At 60.8% G+C, this 16,863-nt stretch carries 17 protein-coding genes; 9 read left to right on the forward strand and 8 right to left on the reverse strand.

From position 1 onward, the window contains the following. Nucleotide 1: 1 nt before the first annotated feature. The 8 genes from IRT45_RS05840 to IRT45_RS36695 all read right to left on the reverse strand — a co-directional run bounded on the left by IRT45_RS05840 (nucleotide 2) and on the right by IRT45_RS36695 (nucleotide 8,068). Nucleotides 2-1,933 carry an RHS repeat protein gene (locus tag IRT45_RS05840; RefSeq protein WP_194804851.1) on the reverse strand — a complete coding sequence of 644 codons (1,932 nt, stop codon included), beginning with the start codon at nucleotides 1,931-1,933 and terminating at the stop codon, nucleotides 2-4. Beyond that, nucleotides 1,930-2,232, reverse strand: a complete 303-nt coding sequence (locus tag IRT45_RS05845) for an ESX-1 secretion-associated protein (RefSeq protein ID WP_194804852.1) — start codon at nucleotides 2,230-2,232, stop codon at nucleotides 1,930-1,932. The genes IRT45_RS05840 and IRT45_RS05845 overlap by 4 nt, the downstream gene beginning before the upstream one ends. 158 nt (nucleotides 2,233-2,390) lie before the next feature. Then, complete coding sequence (locus tag IRT45_RS37955) at nucleotides 2,391-3,011, reverse strand: AAA family ATPase (protein WP_375540061.1); 621 nt, start codon at nucleotides 3,009-3,011, stop codon at nucleotides 2,391-2,393. Further along, nucleotides 2,968-4,500 (reverse strand): hypothetical protein, encoded by a 1,533-nt coding sequence (locus tag IRT45_RS05855; RefSeq protein ID WP_194804854.1) that lies wholly within the window; start codon nucleotides 4,498-4,500, stop codon nucleotides 2,968-2,970. The genes IRT45_RS37955 and IRT45_RS05855 overlap by 44 nt, the downstream gene beginning before the upstream one ends. Then, entirely contained in the window at nucleotides 4,485-5,309 is an 825-nt protein-coding gene (locus IRT45_RS05860) for a hypothetical protein (protein ID WP_194804855.1), read from the reverse strand. Before IRT45_RS05860 ends, IRT45_RS05855 begins: the two co-directional genes overlap by 16 nt. 1 nt (nucleotide 5,310) lies before the next feature. Continuing rightward, a complete protein-coding gene (locus tag IRT45_RS05865; RefSeq protein ID WP_194804856.1) occupies nucleotides 5,311-6,102 on the reverse strand; it encodes a hypothetical protein in 792 nt (263 codons plus the stop codon). A 28-nt stretch (nucleotides 6,103-6,130) separates the two neighbouring features. After that, nucleotides 6,131-6,694: a hypothetical protein gene (locus tag IRT45_RS05870; RefSeq protein WP_194804857.1), complete on the reverse strand. Its 564-nt coding sequence runs from the start codon at nucleotides 6,692-6,694 to the stop codon at nucleotides 6,131-6,133. 174 nt (nucleotides 6,695-6,868) lie between these two features. Beyond that, nucleotides 6,869-8,068 (reverse strand): YjfA family protein, encoded by a 1,200-nt coding sequence (locus tag IRT45_RS36695; RefSeq protein ID WP_228533707.1) that lies wholly within the window; start codon nucleotides 8,066-8,068, stop codon nucleotides 6,869-6,871. 183 nt (nucleotides 8,069-8,251) lie between these two features. Between IRT45_RS36695 and IRT45_RS05880 the strand changes: the two genes are divergently transcribed. From IRT45_RS05880 to IRT45_RS05920, 9 genes are all read left to right on the forward strand, one after another. Continuing rightward, complete coding sequence (locus tag IRT45_RS05880) at nucleotides 8,252-8,980, forward strand: hypothetical protein (RefSeq protein ID WP_194804858.1); 729 nt, start codon at nucleotides 8,252-8,254, stop codon at nucleotides 8,978-8,980. A 389-nt stretch (nucleotides 8,981-9,369) separates the two neighbouring features. Further along, nucleotides 9,370-10,665 (forward strand): OmpA family protein, encoded by a 1,296-nt coding sequence (locus IRT45_RS05885; protein ID WP_194804859.1) that lies wholly within the window; start codon nucleotides 9,370-9,372, stop codon nucleotides 10,663-10,665. 62 nt (nucleotides 10,666-10,727) lie between these two features. Continuing rightward, complete coding sequence (locus IRT45_RS05890) at nucleotides 10,728-12,188, forward strand: hypothetical protein (RefSeq protein WP_194804860.1); 1,461 nt, start codon at nucleotides 10,728-10,730, stop codon at nucleotides 12,186-12,188. 2 nt (nucleotides 12,189-12,190) lie between these two features. Next, on the forward strand, nucleotides 12,191-12,442 hold the full coding sequence (locus IRT45_RS05895) for a hypothetical protein (RefSeq protein ID WP_228533709.1): 252 nt from the start codon (nucleotides 12,191-12,193) through the stop codon (nucleotides 12,440-12,442). Next, complete coding sequence (locus IRT45_RS05900) at nucleotides 12,430-12,645, forward strand: hypothetical protein (RefSeq protein ID WP_228533711.1); 216 nt, start codon at nucleotides 12,430-12,432, stop codon at nucleotides 12,643-12,645. Before IRT45_RS05895 ends, IRT45_RS05900 begins: the two co-directional genes overlap by 13 nt. Before the next feature lie 204 nt (nucleotides 12,646-12,849). Continuing rightward, nucleotides 12,850-13,068 carry a hypothetical protein gene (locus IRT45_RS05905; RefSeq protein ID WP_194804863.1) on the forward strand — a complete coding sequence of 73 codons (219 nt, stop codon included), beginning with the start codon at nucleotides 12,850-12,852 and terminating at the stop codon, nucleotides 13,066-13,068. After that, nucleotides 13,058-15,241 (forward strand): type IV secretory system conjugative DNA transfer family protein, encoded by a 2,184-nt coding sequence (locus IRT45_RS05910; RefSeq protein WP_194804864.1) that lies wholly within the window; start codon nucleotides 13,058-13,060, stop codon nucleotides 15,239-15,241. Before IRT45_RS05905 ends, IRT45_RS05910 begins: the two co-directional genes overlap by 11 nt. Continuing rightward, nucleotides 15,238-16,239, forward strand: coding sequence for a replication-relaxation family protein (locus tag IRT45_RS05915; RefSeq protein ID WP_228533712.1), 1,002 nt, complete (start codon nucleotides 15,238-15,240; stop codon nucleotides 16,237-16,239). The genes IRT45_RS05910 and IRT45_RS05915 overlap by 4 nt, the downstream gene beginning before the upstream one ends. Further along, entirely contained in the window at nucleotides 16,236-16,862 is a 627-nt protein-coding gene (locus IRT45_RS05920) for an MT-A70 family methyltransferase (RefSeq protein ID WP_194804865.1), read from the forward strand. The genes IRT45_RS05915 and IRT45_RS05920 overlap by 4 nt, the downstream gene beginning before the upstream one ends. The last annotated feature ends 1 nt before the right edge of the window (nucleotide 16,863 follow it).

A 16,863-nucleotide genomic window follows, 5' to 3' on the forward strand; every position in this document is an offset into this window, starting at 1 on the left:
GCTACTTGAAGGGCTGTTCAGCGGCCCATGCACCGAACGAGCCGCCGAAAAAGCCACCCAGTGCCGCTCCGGCGCCAGCACAAAAGGCTGACCCGATCGGCCCGGCCGCTGAGCAAGCCCATGCACCGGCTTCCGCTCCAGCAAGGCCGCCCGCCCAGCCACCTGCCGTCCCGCCGGCCGCGTTGGCTGCCGCCTCGTCCAAAGGTTTGCCGTGACTCCAGTCGTCATAGTTCGTGTAGATATTGACCGCCGCGCCCAACGGGACACCGCCGAGCATCTTCCCGTCGGACTTGAGCAACTGGCTCAGCTGGGCTTTGCTGGCTGCGTCGGTGGCGGAGTCCATCGCGCCGACAAACGCGTGCCCGGCGCCCGGCGTTCCGGAATCCAGCAACTGCAGCGCTCGGGCCTGCGATGCCTGCGAATCCGCCATCGCCGCCTGCGCTTGGGCGGCCAAGGAGTTGCCAGCTGTCTCCGCGAAAGGAGCCGACCCTGCGGTCATTCCCGCGAACCCCGTCGCGAGCGGATGCTGAATCACAGTGTCCTTGCTGGAACCGTACAAGCTGTTCCACTCTGTACCCGCCCAAAGTTTGGTGTTGTCCCAAATCGTCTGCTTGGGCGCTCCGGTCGGCGCTTGGTTCGGGTCATATTGGAGTACAGAGCCATCTGGGAACTTGGTGACGATCCGACCATCAGCCAGCTGGGCCGTTTGCGCCGTCTTGCCCTGCGCGTCGGTGGTCGTGATCGTGCCATCGGGATTCATAACCGAGCGCATGCCAGCCGAATTGGCCGTGCCGGCCAGTTTGGGCTGCCCGTCCGGGCCAGGAACGTACTGTTCGAACGCGCGGAAGCCGTCTGGGCGTTGCCACTGGCGTTCGATGACGCCACCAGGTCCGAAGCGATCCGTCGTCGTGCCGCCGTTCTGCGGGTACGACTCAGACACCTTCGTGCCGCGCGAGCCGTCCGCGTTGACCGCGTAAGTACTGGTCTTACCGTTGCCCTCGGGCACCTTCTGGAACTGCTGCGACTTGCCGTCCGCGGCTGTCACCGTGACGCTAGTGATACCGGCCCCGTCCGGCTTCGTCGTCACGGTCGTGATCGGCGGCTGATTTCCGGTGGTTTCGGTCATGACGGTGGAGCCATCCGGCTGCTGCACGGAGGTCGAAACAGTCAGCGTCCCATCCGGATTTGGCGTCGTGGTCGTCGTCGAGCCGTCGGCGTTGGTCACCGTGATAGGGATGCCTTGCTCCAATTGCAAGGCGCCACCGAGGATCGGTGGCAACTCGCTGGGCTTCGCGGTGTCCGGGTGGGTCAGGCCAGGGAACATCGCGCGAATCTGCTTGGGCGGCAGCTCGTACATGGCGACGTGGTTGAGCGCCTGGTTCGCGATGTCGATCGCCGCCTTTGCGCCGACGGCAGTGTTCTCGGCGTGTTGCAGGGCGCCCAGCATCGCCACATGCTGCTGCTGGGCTTCATAACCCACCTGCAGCGTTGCCATAGTCACGTTGGCGGGCTCCTGTTGGGAGTTGCCGGCTGCGGCTTGGATCGCCTTGCGTTTGGCCTCCGCAGTCACTGTGCCGTCGTCGGCGACCTCAAAGCCCATGCCTACGATCAGGTTTCGCTTGTCGATCACGAACTGTTTGGCGTGCGCCAGTTCCGTCTGCTGCGTGGTGAAGGCCGTCTTGAGCCCGGCGATTTTCTCCATCAGGTGGCTGCCGGCGGTCTTCTCACTCGTCACCCGCGACGCGGCCGAGTCCGCACCGGCGCCCTTCCACGACTCGGCGAGATCATCCTGCGTGGTCAGCATCGACTGCAGCAGCTGATCCCCCTTGGTGACGACCTTGTCGAACTGTGTCGCACACGAACCGAGCACGTCCGGCTTCCACTTCTCGACATCGGAGATTTTCAGCGTCGGACGGCCCGGCTCCGGGCTCACTTCAGCCCGCCCATCTCACGTAGCTTCGCAGCAAAGTCGTCGTCGGCGATCTCGTACTTGTCACCAACCCCCTTGGCGATCTCGGCCATCTCTTGCGGCCGAGCCGCGAAGAACGTCAGGCCACCCTTCACCTGGTCGCGGGCCGAGTAGATGCTCGCTCCGAGGTCGACGCCGGGAAACAGGTCGCTCGCCTCGGCCGGCTCCGTCAATCCGTCTCGCAGCCTGTTGATTTCGCTGGACAGTCCGTCTAGCCACTTCGCCCACGCTCGTAGCGCGTCGGGATCAACCTTCATGGTCATCGGCGCCCCTCCCTGAAGCTATCTGAAGCAGTCGGAACTGCTCCGCTTTCACAACCGAACTACGGTACTACAGCTATTCGGTATACGTTCAACTCGGCGCGCTTCAATTGCACATGAGCGGTTGACAGAACCGATCCGATTCCCACGGCTCGCAAATTCTATCTCGCACGCGCATGCAATCCGTCTACTAAACCGCCTTCACGAAGAAAACCCGCTGCAGCATCCACGACTTGCCGACACGAGAGCCGTGAGGTGTCGATGACGATGTATCGGTCCGCAACCGCTGGCAGCGTTGATGAGTATGTAACCCGTGCGACTTCGGATTCTAGCGCAATATGTGCGCGATCAAATCTTCTCACCTGATTCGAGGTCCTAGTCGCCGCTCGCTCGAAAAGAGTATCTTGATCAGCATCAAGCTGAATAACGTAGAACTTGGCTTCCGCGGAGGCCGCAACTTCAGCAAGTATGTGCCATGTCTCGGGCGATGGTATCGTCGCATCATGCAAACATGAAATATTCAATCTCAGAGCCTTACGCCATAGAAGAAGCAAGGCAGCCCGAGCGGACTGCAGGTACTCGGTGGCGGTAACTGCAGCGTAATCGAGCATTGCCGACCTTATGGCTACTCCAATTTCGTCTGTAGAGAACCCCAGTAATCTGAACCTCTCACAGAGATCACCGCTAAGCGTGGTTTTTCCCGACCCCGGCGGCCCGCAAACTATGATCATCGCCAGTTCACTCATCGGTCCTCGTAAGTAAAAGTGGATAGCATGAATCATAGGGAGCTAGCTCCCGTTTCCCCGCTAAACTTCTAAAGTCTTCCGATTTTAAGCCAAGGAGAAACAGTCGCAACATGTCCGCTCGAAGGACGGACTCGGAGATAATCATGCAAAGCGCTACAATTGATTCGCAAACCAATAACGACGACGCCTTGAGCACACCTATCTCACGTTGTGCCGGCGAACTGGTCGAAGCGAAAATTGTTTGCAAATTCCGTAACACATCATTGACAGTGAGATTTCGCACGGCGAAATTTCGTAGTTCGAACGAGTGAAGAATATCTTGGAACTCACCCCCAATTTTGAGCAACGACCGCACATGACGCCCCCATTCAACCTCGAATTCATGGTAATTTCGGGATTTCAACGCGTTCGATGCAGCGCTCACAATCAATCCCAGCGATGAAAACGGTAGGCCTAGAAGCGATAGTTCTCCGGCGCAAAGAATCTTATTCGATACATCTCGGGCCGCCTTCTGGCTTTTGCTAAACTTTTCCCGGACTGGCACAGCATTTTCCAAAGTCACCCTGAGAGCCGCGTAGAGCCAGTGCGTTGACAGCTTTTCCTCTGCATACAGTCCTGCCGAGCCTGGATAGTCGATAAGCATATATCCGCCAGGCAGTAGCTTCCCGACCGCCCGATATCCTCCCACTCGTGCCGGTGGCGATACGATGCTATGAACTACCAGTGCGCCAGCGCCAGGTCGTGCGCCCGGAATATGCCAAGGTAGATGACCAGCTATTCCACCCAGGATGTCAGCATAAAGGATATCCAAAGGACCGCGGAGTCTGATGCGTCCAGGACGAATCTCCTTGAAGTCGTTGCGTAATAGCGTCCGGTCTCCATCTGCGGATTGAAAGAACACCGCCTGGCCCCTTTCGACAGCCAGACCGTCGAACACCGAGGATGGTTTGCCCGGCAGCAGTAGCTCGATCTGCCCCCCTCGACGGAACCGATAGTTGCCGTCTGGCAGGTTGCCACAGCATCGGTCCAGAGCCGCAAGGACCCGTTCTCCTGCCAGCCCCGAGACCACCATGTCCGATACCGAGCCAACGCCTATTCCTAGCCCCAAACATCTGTAAATTCCTGTAAGTAAAATTACCCTTGGATCGGTCGTTGATGCCGCGTCAGGAAGAGCAGCTATCAGCATAGTCTCGCGCGCGCGGATCGTGGGGGAATGAGAAGGGAGGCTACGCTGCAGTGCAAAAGAGACATCCGATATGGCGAGCTTGAGGGAACGTCCGAATATAGGCGCGTACAATTGTCTCACCGTACCATCCGGACTAATCATCAACTGTCCGGTAGCGAGCCCGCGACGCGAATCGAAAGGTTCGCTGTTGCGGTTTGTAGAAATCCTCGCTAGATCATTAATATATACGGTGGTCGAGGTCCCGAGCGCACTCCAGATCGCGGCAGCAGTAAAATCGATTGCAGATATGGACGCGGCCTGAAGAACGATTCCTCCCTCATTATTCAAAGGAGATCCCACAGAAACTGTTCCATTTTCTCGTATGCTTCGGACTGTGATTGCGATGCATTGAATACGCGATCGTACTTCTCCTTTTCGAGGCCCAGCACGGCGGGGTCGTTCAGCAACCAACCGCCGTCCACTGCCGTATCGGCAGACCTTCTGCTTCCGAGCAGGCCCACCGAGTCAAACAGGTGCGGGATATTAGAAAATCCAGTATCAACACACCGGAATTGGAGCCTCGGGAATATCAGTCCCCGGCGAAGGTGGTCGAGGTTTTCCAACATCTGCTCAACTACAGCATTCCGATCGGAAATCGATGCTACATATGGGTCGATTGTTTTCAGAAAACGCTCTCTCGAGTTTCTTATTACAAGGCGGGCGAGGGTAAATTGATCAAGCTTGTCTTGAAGTTCCTTAGTAAAGTTGCGCCCTGCCTTTCGGCGGCTCCTCTCTAACAGTACATGCTCCGGAATCAGAAAGGTTGGCCCCATGATGGTGACTCGAATCGTTTCGGAACCTTCCATAGCAACGCATACTGCGTCGAAGAATTCGGTGTGCGTAGTAATGAAGGGAGAGGTGAAGTCACCCGCGTTTACACGAACCTCGTCGATACCGGTAATTTTTTCAATGTTGATGCCAAGAGCGAGAACTACCTCAGCCAATCGCAAGGCGTACAGCTCAGGCTCGATGGCGCCGATCGGCAAGAGGCTATATTCACGTCGCTCAAGTGTCGAGTTTGCCACCTCTCTCAATAGAGTGAGAGAAGGAAACCGCGCTACAAGTTGCTGCGCTACTGCCAGAGTTGTAACGCCAAGATTCGATTCCAAGCTAGGCTCCAATAATAATTGGCTTGATTACCGAGTCGACATCTGCGGAAAGTATGGAGCCTATAGAATGGCCGCCATTTTCATTCCTGATCAGCGAGGTGCGCACGGGACCGGCAATACGTTCCGTAATGAAGCTTTCCCAATGCCGTGAAAGAATCTCGACATCGAATGTTGAGTCTTTATCTCCCACAACTCCAACAATATCGAAGGCGTTACGAAATGTTCGACTATCTGAGATATCGCGAGCGCAGCGCATAGACTGTTCCAGGATAACCTGGCGAGATGCTAGCCGAAAAGTATGTGGGCGAGTTCGCTGAACGTAGCTAATTTGTTCGCCAAGATCCTCCCGGACGCCATAACCGTAGTGATCTTTGCAATATCCAAGAATCGGCGCGAATAGGATAGCTACCTCGACACTTTCGTATGCTTTAACGAAATCGAGCGCAGCGATCGTTCCGTAGCTATGAGCTACAATTCCCCTAACCGCCGGCACAGAACCTTCCAGCGCACCGCCAGTTCTGGCGTTGGTTAATGCATTAGAATTGATATCGGTTGCCGCTCTCAAGAGCAATTCCGCATGAGACGACGGGCAAAATTTTCCATCACTGTCGTAGGTTCCCGGTGCCTGAGGGAAGAAGACTGCTACCCCCATCGAGCAGAGCCAACTTATCGCAGAGTTCTTGCCGATCGAATATGGAAAACCAGCGGCATACAAGTATGTTGAAGAAGGTTCAGTATCGGGCAGAAATAATTCCGCTGAATAGCTTGCTTGTTTGATTTTCAATGACTTCATCTGTGTCTCATTTCATAACTATATTACACTACTCGGCGAGAGGAAGTGGCGAACTCTGATGTTTTTCGCTTACAATGCTCGCCCATCGATTCGAGCTCGGGGAGGAAAATGGGCCCCACCTACCCGGTTCGAGTTCCGCTTGGCAGGCGGATTTCAACTGTCGAATTTTGTCGAGCATTTCATGGTCAATCGGCGAAGACTTCTCTACGTTTTCCTGCGTTGCATTTAGCTCCTCGCGGAGTCTCCCAACATTGTGGTCGTAGGCGGTTGTCTCGATGTTCCACTTCTGAACCAATCCAGCCTTTTCTTCGCTGCTAGCCTTTCCGTATTCATGTGCGAATTCTAATTGCAAATCTTGAATTTTAGAGAATCGGTCACTAAGATCTTGCACCATAATCTGAATTTTACTCATTTCCGATCCTATGAGTTTACGCAACTTGCGTGCTTCGAGCCGCTTCTGAGCTGCTCTCCGCCATACCCATCGGGCGACAGCCGAGAGCACGACCGCCACCGCAACGATGATTGGCCAGGCTGTTCCGACACCCTGGAGCACATCCCAAGCCTGACTCCAATCGGGCAGATGAATATCCACCGGTAATCCCTCCGCTTATCCTCGACGTATCAATTCGACGGCCTTGTTTCGATTTCTCGCTCTTTGCGCTGGTGAAATACGCTTTCGTTAGCTGTAGCTGGAATGTGCAGGTCGTCTCAGCTAAGACAGCAGCGAGGACGACACTTCTACTGCAGTCAGCGACTTCGTGCGCAATCATGCCGACACGCACGACGTTGCCGCTGACGCCGTCCTTCGAACCCCGTCGGTGAAGTACGCCTCCACGAACACACAACCGCGGGCCGTGCTCATCATCGCGCTGAGGGCATACGGGATCGGGCTATCGTGCGAGGGTTCAGGCTGGTCGAAGTAGTCGCGGGTGTCGGGTCGGTGCGTTATCACGTGCAACGTCCAGCCGCGAGGAATCTGATACGTGGCCGCGGGGTCGTTGTTCCAAAGGACGCGCCCCCATACAACCGCCTTGCACTTCGGCGAGGAACGTAGTTCGATGGTGCCGACTCGAGTACCGTCGGGTCCCTCTACCGGCGGGTGACTGGACACAACCTCCTCACTGGGCGGCGGGTCGGCGCAGTGACTCGCTTCCCCTTCGGTGCCACGTGGGTCTTTGCCATCGTAGAGCCTCTCCAGCGTAGCGGCGTCAGACATCGGGATCGTCGCTGTGTCGCTGGCGTTCTCCGATGAATTACTGTTCGTGCCGGACAGTGCAAACCATGCAGCCAGAGCGATGACAACGACCGCTAGGGCACCACCCCCTGCAACAATTCCCCTATTACGCTTGAGCTTTCGCGACGGCCCAAGTGCACCCGACTTCAGGCCAGGTGTCGGTTCCGGCGCTGAGGGTTCGAGCGCAGGTGCTGGAGACACGGGCCGTTCGTCCTGTTGCCGACGCAGTTCCTTCTTGACCGCGCTGACGATCTCGACGCGGTTGTGGTCAGCAAGCGTGCGGTCGACGAACCGTAGATAGCCCTCGACCACCTTCAAAAAGGCAGGTCGCGTGGGATATGTATCACGCCAACCGATTCCGAGCTTCTGCTCGACGATACTGCGTCGAGCCCTAATTCCGGCAGGGTACAGCTCGTCGTTATCGTCATAGAGCCGAATGAGAATGCCCACGGCCAGCGTCCGGTGCGCGTCGGATCGCTCCGTCGAGCTTGGCGGTTCACCTGGAAACGGTCTGGCTTTGGCATCGATGACACGAAGCAGCGCCAAGATCACCTCGCCGCGCCCCAAGTCAAGATCCGTATCACGCATCTTTTCAGCGAAAAGCCGCTGGAGGCCGGAGCGCTCTTCGAGCTGGATTGCCTTGCACGCACCCCGTTCGGGCGAGTCGGACGACAGCCAGTCAATATCCGCGATGATCGGCGGCAGCGCTCGGCCTTTCCCGCTGTCGTTCACCACAGACCTTTGGCACGAATCGCCAACATCGGAATGGTCCCCCTCATCTCAGTGTGCTGGCCACTGAGAGTGAATTCTACTCTTCCCAGAGACGTCGCGGCTCAAACATGTTGCGATGCTTGTTTTTTCGCTTAGTTAGTGTTACTACAAAGAGGGCGCGCATCAGTAGAAGGAAGCTTCCTGATGCACGAAGAAGAAGCACGTGAGAAGCTGCTCTACCACGGTCGTCACGACGACCAGGACCTGAGCCTTGCTTTACACATGGTCAAACAGATTGAGCTGGCGTGCGCGAAATTTTTTGCGTTCGTCTCTGGCTGCGACCGGGTCGAAGAAGGCGCCAACCAGGAAGTTCATCATGACTCGTTGTGGTGGTACTTCGACGCGTGGCTCTCTCCGCACGTGTATTACAGCGAGTTCCCGCCCAACTGCACGAGCGTGGAGTGGCGGCGTCTCAGCGGTGAGCCGTTGACGTTCAATCAGTTCCGCAACCTCATCCCGGCGATCTACCTGAAGATCGCCACGGAGTACATGCGCAATCCGTCACTCCTGGACTTCACCCGTGAGGGGAGCGGACGCCATGGCCGACTTCGTGCGCGAGTGGCGATACAGCTCGTCGGGCTGGCATTCACCCTCACCGGAGATTCTTGGCGCCGCTGGCCTCGTCTCCGAGCGTATCTCGACACCAAGATTGCCGTCGAGGGATACGCCGGCCGGATACCCCGCCGAGTGACCTCGCTGCTGCCATCGTTCGGGACGCCGGACGACGGTTCGGACTCGCCAAATACGACCGCCGACATGGCGCCAACCGCCCGCGAAATCGAGCACGGCGAGATCCTCACGCTCGTCTGCGGCGCATTCAGCCACTGGCCGGTCCTGACCTACGACACCGAGTTCATGGACCGGATCCGCTGATCACCCCGCCAGTGCTAACTGCACCGGCAATACCAGCACCCCCATCCATTTGCGCGCCCAACGCCGCCCGCCCTCCATTCGGAGAGCGGGCGTTTCATATCCAGTTTCCGGCTGCGGGGATCAGTCGAGCACGTCTCGCAAACGGGACGAACTGTGATCTCCACCACTCGGTCAACCGCTGTCAACCGTGGCAATAGCACACGTTCTGCGTCGGCACGCCGACCTTGTCAACCGCTTGACAAGCGTTGACATATCGGCTGGTAGAGAACCATTTTTGATCGCTCTAGGGTCGGAGTCGTCAGCAACGTTCAGCCTGCGCGACCAGTGCAGCAATCGCTCAGCAGTCCAACCTCTTTCGGTCGTGTCGGCCGCCGCCTCCAGGAGTACGTATGTCCCTCAGGTCCATCTCCCGCATCCAGATCGGGCTGGCCGACGAGTTGAAGCCGCTCGTGCCGCCCGGCGACGATCCCGCCGCAGCGTCGGCTATCGCGAACTTCGCGCTGGCGCAACACACCGTCTTCGACAAAAAATTGCGCCGGTTCCTCGCTACGGGCGCAGCGATCGGCCTGTCGTTGGCGGCCTTGACCGGCTGCACCTCGCTCCCTACGGACAAGGTGCAGACCGCGATCACCATCGTCGCCACCGCTACCAGCGCCGAACCGCGCGTGGCGCTGTCGGATTCGCTCGCCGCCGAGCTGACGAACATGGCCAAGCAGTCCAAACGCCCTGGCGACGCCACCGTACGCGTAGTGTTCTCGGCCACCGGCGACATCAGCACGAAGGACCTGACGCCCCTTCGGCCGAACGGCCAGGTGCAGCACGCCACGGCTGACGCCGATCGCCAGATCGCTGCGTCGGTACATGGACTGGCGGACCAGCTGGCGGAAGCACGGGCCGGTCAGCCCGGCCTCGACCTCCTCGGCCTGCTCGACCGCGCCAGCCAGGTGCCTGGCGACATCGCGGTCATCTCCTCCGGGATCACGACGGCCGCACCGGTCGATCTGCGCGTTGTCGGCTGGAACACGAAGCCGGACAGCGTTATCGACAGCATTGCGCGGCAGGGCCTCTTGCCCCACCTGGCCGGTCGTCACGTGACGTTCCATGGCCTTGGCATCGCCGGCGAATCGCAGCAGCCGCGCTTGCCGCCCTTCGCCCGCACCATGGTCGAACAACTGTGGACCGGGATCTGCCAGCGAGCCGAAGCGGCCAGTTGCACTGTCGCGCATGACGCGCCATCCGCGGCGGCACCGGTGTCCACCCTGCCGGTGCCGGTCGTGCCGGTGCCGGACGCCATCACCGAGGGCGGGTGTCCGGTGTGGGCGAGCTTGTCAGACCACACGCTGCACTTCTCCCCGGAGAGCGCCGTCCTGCCGGCGAATGCTGACGATGCCCTCCGGCCGATCGTTGTGTCCGCCGCTTCGTGCGATATCCAGTCCATCGACATCACCGGCCACATCGCCGACACCGGCAGCGGCCAGGACGACAGCGACCTCTCCGGTCGACGTGCCCGAGCCGTGGCGGAACGGCTTGTGGCGCTGGGGCTTCCAACTCGGCAGCTCGGCAGTGTCACCGGCAAGGGTGCCAGCGAGCCGGTGATGCCGGACATCGTCGGCGGCGTGCTGGATGAGCTGCGGGCCCAGCAGAACCGACGCGTCGAGCTGACTTTCCACCGCGGGGGCCAGTGATGTCCGTCCACCGTTCTACTCCCTCAGAACCCTCATCCCTTAACCAGATTGGAGATCGCACCATGACCATCCAACCGACTGCACCCAGCAATGGGCACTTCGATCACCACGACGCTATACCCGTCGCGACCACCACGCCGCCGGCCGCCGGACCCCGTCCAGCGTCACCGCCACCGGGCGTGCCCAAGCGCGACATCGCCTTGTCGCTGGCTACCGGCAAGCCGATCCCGCGCGAATGGCTACCGCAGGTGCTCGCCCTGGTCGATGAACAGCAACGCGTCGGCGTCACCCGCGATCCGGACACCTTCAGCCAGATGGAAGCCCTGGTAATGAGCAAGGGCATGCTGGCGGCCGAGAAGGCACGCGAGCAGGGGGCCGACCAGCTCGGGAACCTGGTGGAGCAGACAGCCGCCATCAGGGGCGAGATGACCACGGCGCGCGCCGAACTCGACCGCTTGGGCGAGCAGCCGGTCACCGGCATGAACGGTGATGTCATTCCGGTGCGCGAGGCGACCGAGCGCATGAAGACAGTCAGCGCGACCATCACCGAGGAACACGACGCGGGCAGCCTGAAGCATCGGCGGGTGCCGGTGTGGCTGCACCGTTTCTCGACGTGGGCGGCGGTGCTGGACTTCCCGGTGCTGCTGTACTTCCTGAGCCAGGTGTTCAATGTCGACCTGACCGGCATCGTCAACGGGGACGGCGCGGCGTGGGGTGGCAGCCTAATCCCGCTCGTCACGTCGGTCGTCTTTGCCTGTCTGGGTACTGCGGCCGTGGCGGTGGGGTTGAAGTTCTTCGGCCGGGATCTCAAGGGTTACAAGGACGAACACGGACATATCGCGTTGCCTGCGGGCAAGCCACGCATCCTGCCACTGGTGTTCGTAGCTTTGGCGACGATGCTCGCCGTCGGGGCCGGAATCGTCATGGCCTACCGGATCATCAGCGACAGCGTGGCGGCGGGCGGCGGCATTATTGGCGCGGCCATCCTGGGCGTGTTCTTCGCGCTCATTGTGGTCGTGGTGAACGTGGTGGTGTTCGCGGCGAAGTTCCGGGACGGCTCGCTCCAGACCGACGAAGTTGGTTATCTGGCCCGGCAACTCGAACCCATCGAGCAGCAGCGTGTGGCGCTGCAGCGCCAGCTGGATGGGCTCTCTGCGCAACTGCCAAGGCTCAAGCTGAAGGCCGAGCGTGTCTTCGCCACGACGCTCGCCAAGATGGGCGCGCCGATCAAGGGGGCGGATCAGGTGCGGCTGCTGGCCCGGTCGTACCACCAGGGGTGCGGCCCGGAGGCGACGCTGACTGATCAGGGCGGCAGCCCGAACGGCAATCTGCTTTGGCCGGCGGTCAGTGTCGACCGCTCGATCCTCGTCGAGCTGATGAACCGCCTGGACGAGCTGGTGGCCGAGGACGGCACACCCGCCACGGCGGACAAGAGGTGCGGGCCGATCTCCACGAGCGCGGCCCTGGTGCCGATCACCTCCACCGAGGCGGACGGCACCGACGACCTCGACGGGGAGTGGTGACTATGGATCGACCGATGAACCACCGGGTGGTCCTGAACGAACTCCGCCCGAAGGTGCCCCAGGGCGACGATCTCGAAGCGTGCAGTGAGTTGGTCAATTTCGTGGTGAGGCGCAGTTTGCGCCTCACCCGCGAGATCCAGCGCTATGCCGGCGAACGGGAAGATCTCGCGCCGCTAAGTAGTCGCTTGACCCTCGCCTTCGCCGGGTTGGTGGCGAACGAGGCGATCGACTGGGTGCGGCGGTGGCCGCGGTGAGTGGCGATTCGCCCCAGGGTATGGCCGAGGCGTTCAAGCGGGTCTGCATCGCCATCCTGCTCGGGGTGGTCGCGATCTACTTCGCCGTCACGCTTCTCCAGTCCATGTGGCCCGCGCTGGTCACGATTCTCGGCATCATCGGACTCGTCGCCATGACCATCGGCGGCATCATTATCTGGCGGAAAATGCGTGCCGGGTGGTAATCGAAATCCCCATATACGTCTCCAAACCTGACCTCTAGCAGACGTATTCGCGTCGGTGTAGTTGTTTTTGCAACGCTCGTTGCCTTTTGCGTGCACGCACAACATAGTGGCAACTGTGATTTTTGCGCACACGCAAAGATTTAATCGCATCGACGATTCACGTAATCACCGAAATGCCAACGTAATTCAGCGAGGAGGACACCTATGTCAAAAACCGGAAGGACCAACCCGAGACGAGCCGATCGAGAGGCCAAGCGGCGCAAAGCATATCCGCGCACCGAACATGCCATCACGGTGCGAAGCGAAAAGCGCACTTCGCCTGACCTTCACAAACTCAGCCGCGCGGTCATCGCCATCGCGTTGGCCGAGGTGGACGCAGAAAAGGACCGCGATAGCCGAGAGGAGGACCGTCATGACCACTGATACAGCACCGGAACTGTCCGCCGACTCCCTTGTCTGGCAACTTCTCTTCTGGCCCAGCCCATTCCGCGAAGGTGCCGCCACATCGCTGCTCCGCCATTGGGCCGCTCAGAAGCACGCCCCGCAGCTGATCCTCGAAGCACGCTCCACAGTCGATGGCGTGGAGTACCTTGTCGGCAGCCAGCTTCGGCAGGCCGCCGGTGTGCGACGCTCGGTCGAGCAGTTAGTGCCTGGGTCGGTCGTGACACCGTTCGACGCCGATGAGCGCGGCCCGATCGTCACGGCTCGCCGGCTAAAGCTGACCGCCACCGACTGGCCGCTCGAACCCATCGACCGAGTGGCCTCCAGCCGCTCCATCCTCAGCGCCCTCACTGCGGTGAAAAGTACTGAGCGCCTGGTCATTCAGGTGATCCTCGGTCCGCGCCGCCAGCCGATGCTGCCGCCGGTAACGGGACCGAACGGCGGGCACCAGTCGACAGCATCGAAAGTCTGGAGCGGGCTCCTGCCGGACCGACGACCGAATGCCAAGCAGGCCATCATCCGCAAGCTCGGCCAACACGGCTTCGCGGCCGTGATTCGGATCGGCGTCGAGGCCGGCACCGCGGAACGACGCAAATCCTTGCTGCTCAGCCTGGCCGCGGCCATCGGGACGGTAGAAACGGCCGGGGTGCACTTCAAGCTGGCTGACGAGAAGGCGGGGAAGGTCAACGAGCCGAAGGCGACGTGGTCGGTCCTCGCACCTTCTCAACCGCTGAGTGTGCCGGAACTGAGTCATCTACTGGCGTGGCCGGTGAGCGACCATGATGAGCGCTTCCCCGGGCAGCCGCCGCTGCATCCGAAGCCGGTGCGACCGACGCCGCCGCTCCTCACCGGCGAACGGGTCATCGCCGAGGCCAACGCACCCGGTATCTCCGGCACGCTCGGTTACGACGTACTCGACAGCATGCGCCACACCTGGGTGATCGGCCCCAACGGCACCGGCAAGTCGACGCTGCTCTTGAACCTGATTGTTCAAGACCTCAAAGCCGGGCGGCCGGTGGTGGTGATCGAGCCCAAGGACCTGGTGTCTGACATCCTGGCCCGCATTCCCGAACACCGGAAACAGGACATCGTCCTCCTTGATGCGCTCGATGAAGCACCGGTCGGCATAAATCCCTTGGCGCACAGCGAGGGCCGCACACCCGAGGTGATCGCCGATTCGCTGTTCGGCACCATCCATGCCATCCACGGCGACCTCGGCCCGCGGTCGGCTGACATCCTCCGAAACTCCTTGGAGGTGCTGGCCAAGCGCGACGACGCCAGCCTGACCATGTTGCCGCTGCTGCTCACCAATCCGGGGTTCCGCCGGTCGCTGACACAGCGAGTGATCCGCGAGGATCCGTTTGCGGCCGGACCGTTCTGGTCCTGGTTCGACTCGCTGTCGCCTGAGGCGGTCGACACCAAGATCGCGCCGCTCTCCAACAAATTGCGTCCGCTGCTCACGAAACAACTGAGAGCTGTTCTGGCGCAGCGCAGTCCGAAGTTCAACATTCGGCAGGTGCTGCGCGAGAACAAGGTGTTGCTGGTGCCCTTGCAGAAGGGTGTCATCGGGCCGGAGGCGGCGCAACTCTTGGGGGCGATCGTACTGGCCGAATTGTGGCAGGCAATCCGCGAACGGGCCGGTACGCCGGAAGATTCACGGACGCCGGTCATGATCTACATCGACGAGGTGCAGGACTATCTCAGGCTGCCAACGGATCTCGGTGATGCGCTGGCGACGGCGCGCAGCCTCCGCGCCGGGTTCCACCTGGCGCATCAGTACCAGAAGCAGTTGCCCCTGGCGATGCTGGACGCCTTTCGAAACAACGCCCGTAGCCGCATCGCCTTCCAGCTCCAAGCGGGCGACGCCAAGGACATGGCCACCGGGCAGTCCGTGCTCGCACCCGAGGACTTCGGCGCGCTGCCTGCGCACCACGTCTACGTCAACTTGATGCGCGACAACACCGTCCAACCGTGGGCATCGGGCGTCACGCTGCCGCCTCCACCGGAAACCAGCGATCCCAACGAGATCCGGCGCATAAGCCGTGAGCGGTATGGCCAGCCACTAGACGAGATCGAGGCCGGGTTCGCTGAGCTGCTCGACCAGGTCAACGGCGAGGCGGATGGTGCGCCTCGGCGGCGAAGGAGGCAAGCATGACGATGGAACATTCGCGCGACCGAAGCGAAAGCGACGGAGTAACTACATCTGCCAGCGGTATTCGTCCCGCTATTCGTCCCGACTCCACCACAAAACACCCTCTGACCCCACCATTTCCGTCCCTGCGGAAGCCGAATGATGGTGCCCTGTCGGGCACCACACCCGCCAGGAAGCGGCCCGTCCGCGACCTCGGCAAAGTGGCCAAGCAGCTCAGCGACCGAGACTGGTCCATCCTGCGGTCTGTTGCCGAACATCGCTACCTGACGGTCTCGCACATCCATGCGCTCCACTTCGGCGACATGCCTCCAGATTCTGGGCTGCGCAGCGCCGAGCGCGTGCTGGCGCGGCTACGCCGGGACCGCGTCCTGGCGGCCCTCAAACAGCGCATCGGCGGACATAAGGCGGGCAGCACCGCCACGGTCCACTATGTCGACGAGGTGGGCGACCGGCTGCTCCGCCAAGCATCGGCCCGGCAATCCCGGCGGCCGTTCCGAGAACCCACTGAACGGTTCCTCGATCACCAGCTCGGCATTGCCTCCGCCCACGTGGCGCTGGTCGAGGCGGACCGCGAGGAACGTATCGAGTTGGTGCGGTGCGCGATCGAACCCGCCGCCTGGCGCGCCTACCTGGGCATCGGTGGCGCACGCCTGACGCTCAAGCCGGACCTCTACGCCGAAACCGCCTGCCCGCCGAGCAGTGAGTACGTCGATGCGGCCTTCATCGAGATAGATATGGGCACCGAGAGCATCCCGACCTTGCTCAAGAAGTGTCACGAGTACGACGTCTACCGGCGGCAAGGCGTCGAACAGGACCGCAGCGACGGCGCGTTCCCGTTCGTGGTCTGGAGTATGAGCGCCGATACCGAAGCCAAGGCCGAACGCCGGCGCGCCGCGCTCCGCGAGGCCATCGACAAGGATCGCCACCTTCCCGCCGATCTGTTCCGCGTCATCGCGCCCGAACAACTGATTGCCGTCATGCAGAAAGGAGCCGATATATGAACGAAGACAACACGATTCACCACCACAACGCGCCCCAGAAGCGCCACGGCACGATCCTGGTCGACCCGCCGTGGAATATCGACCAGACTGGCGGACGCGGCGCAAGTCAGCATTACCCACTCATGACCGTCGAGCAGATCAAGAACATGCCGGTCGCTGACTTGGCTGAAGATGACGCACACCTTTGGCTTTGGGTCACCAACGGTTCATGGCGGGCAGGCTACGACGTCATGGAAGCCTGGGGATTCACCTATCGGTCGCCGCTGTCGTGGGTCAAGCCGCGCCTGCAGCTCGGGCAGTACCTGCGCAACATGACCGAACACGTCCTGTTTGGCACACGAGGGAAGGCCAAGGTCAACTTCCGGGCGCAACCGACCTGGTTCCTCGCCCCCGTGCAGGACCACAGCCATAAGCCTGAAGAGCAGTACGCCATCATCGAAAGAGTCAGTAGCGGGCCCTATTTGGAGCTCTTCGCCCGCCGTCGACAGCCCGGATGGAGTGTGTGGGGCAACGAAATAGATTCCGACATCGTAATTCCCGGCTACCCGGTGCCCTCCGACAGAAAACGAGCGCGCGAACCCCTCGATCATCCACGCGCCCGCCCTCAGTCCCGAGCAGGCTGAG

This window comes from Nocardia sp. BSTN01 (genome assembly GCF_015354405.1).
Taxonomy (GTDB): Bacteria; Actinomycetota; Actinomycetes; order Mycobacteriales; family Mycobacteriaceae; genus Nocardia.

Bases quoted from the DNA above. Each gene is read 5' to 3' on its own strand.
- IRT45_RS05845 (WP_194804852.1), bottom strand. From the start codon at position 2,232: ATGACCATGAAGGTTGATCCCGACGCGCTACGAGCGTGGGCGAAGTGG.
- IRT45_RS37955 (WP_375540061.1), bottom strand. From the start codon at position 3,011: ATGATTCATGCTATCCACTTTTACTTACGAGGACCGATGAGTGAACTG.
- IRT45_RS05865 (WP_194804856.1), bottom strand. From the start codon at position 6,102: ATGAAGTCATTGAAAATCAAACAAGCAAGCTATTCAGCGGAATTATTT.
- IRT45_RS05880 (WP_194804858.1), top strand. From the start codon at position 8,252: ATGCACGAAGAAGAAGCACGTGAGAAGCTGCTCTACCACGGTCGTCAC.
- IRT45_RS05885 (WP_194804859.1), top strand. From the start codon at position 9,370: ATGTCCCTCAGGTCCATCTCCCGCATCCAGATCGGGCTGGCCGACGAG.
- IRT45_RS05890 (WP_194804860.1), top strand. From the start codon at position 10,728: ATGACCATCCAACCGACTGCACCCAGCAATGGGCACTTCGATCACCAC.
- IRT45_RS05895 (WP_228533709.1), top strand. From the start codon at position 12,191: ATGGATCGACCGATGAACCACCGGGTGGTCCTGAACGAACTCCGCCCG.
- IRT45_RS05905 (WP_194804863.1), top strand. From the start codon at position 12,850: ATGTCAAAAACCGGAAGGACCAACCCGAGACGAGCCGATCGAGAGGCC.
- IRT45_RS05910 (WP_194804864.1), top strand. From the start codon at position 13,058: ATGACCACTGATACAGCACCGGAACTGTCCGCCGACTCCCTTGTCTGG.
- IRT45_RS05915 (WP_228533712.1), top strand. From the start codon at position 15,238: ATGACGATGGAACATTCGCGCGACCGAAGCGAAAGCGACGGAGTAACT.
- IRT45_RS05920 (WP_194804865.1), top strand. From the start codon at position 16,236: ATGAACGAAGACAACACGATTCACCACCACAACGCGCCCCAGAAGCGC.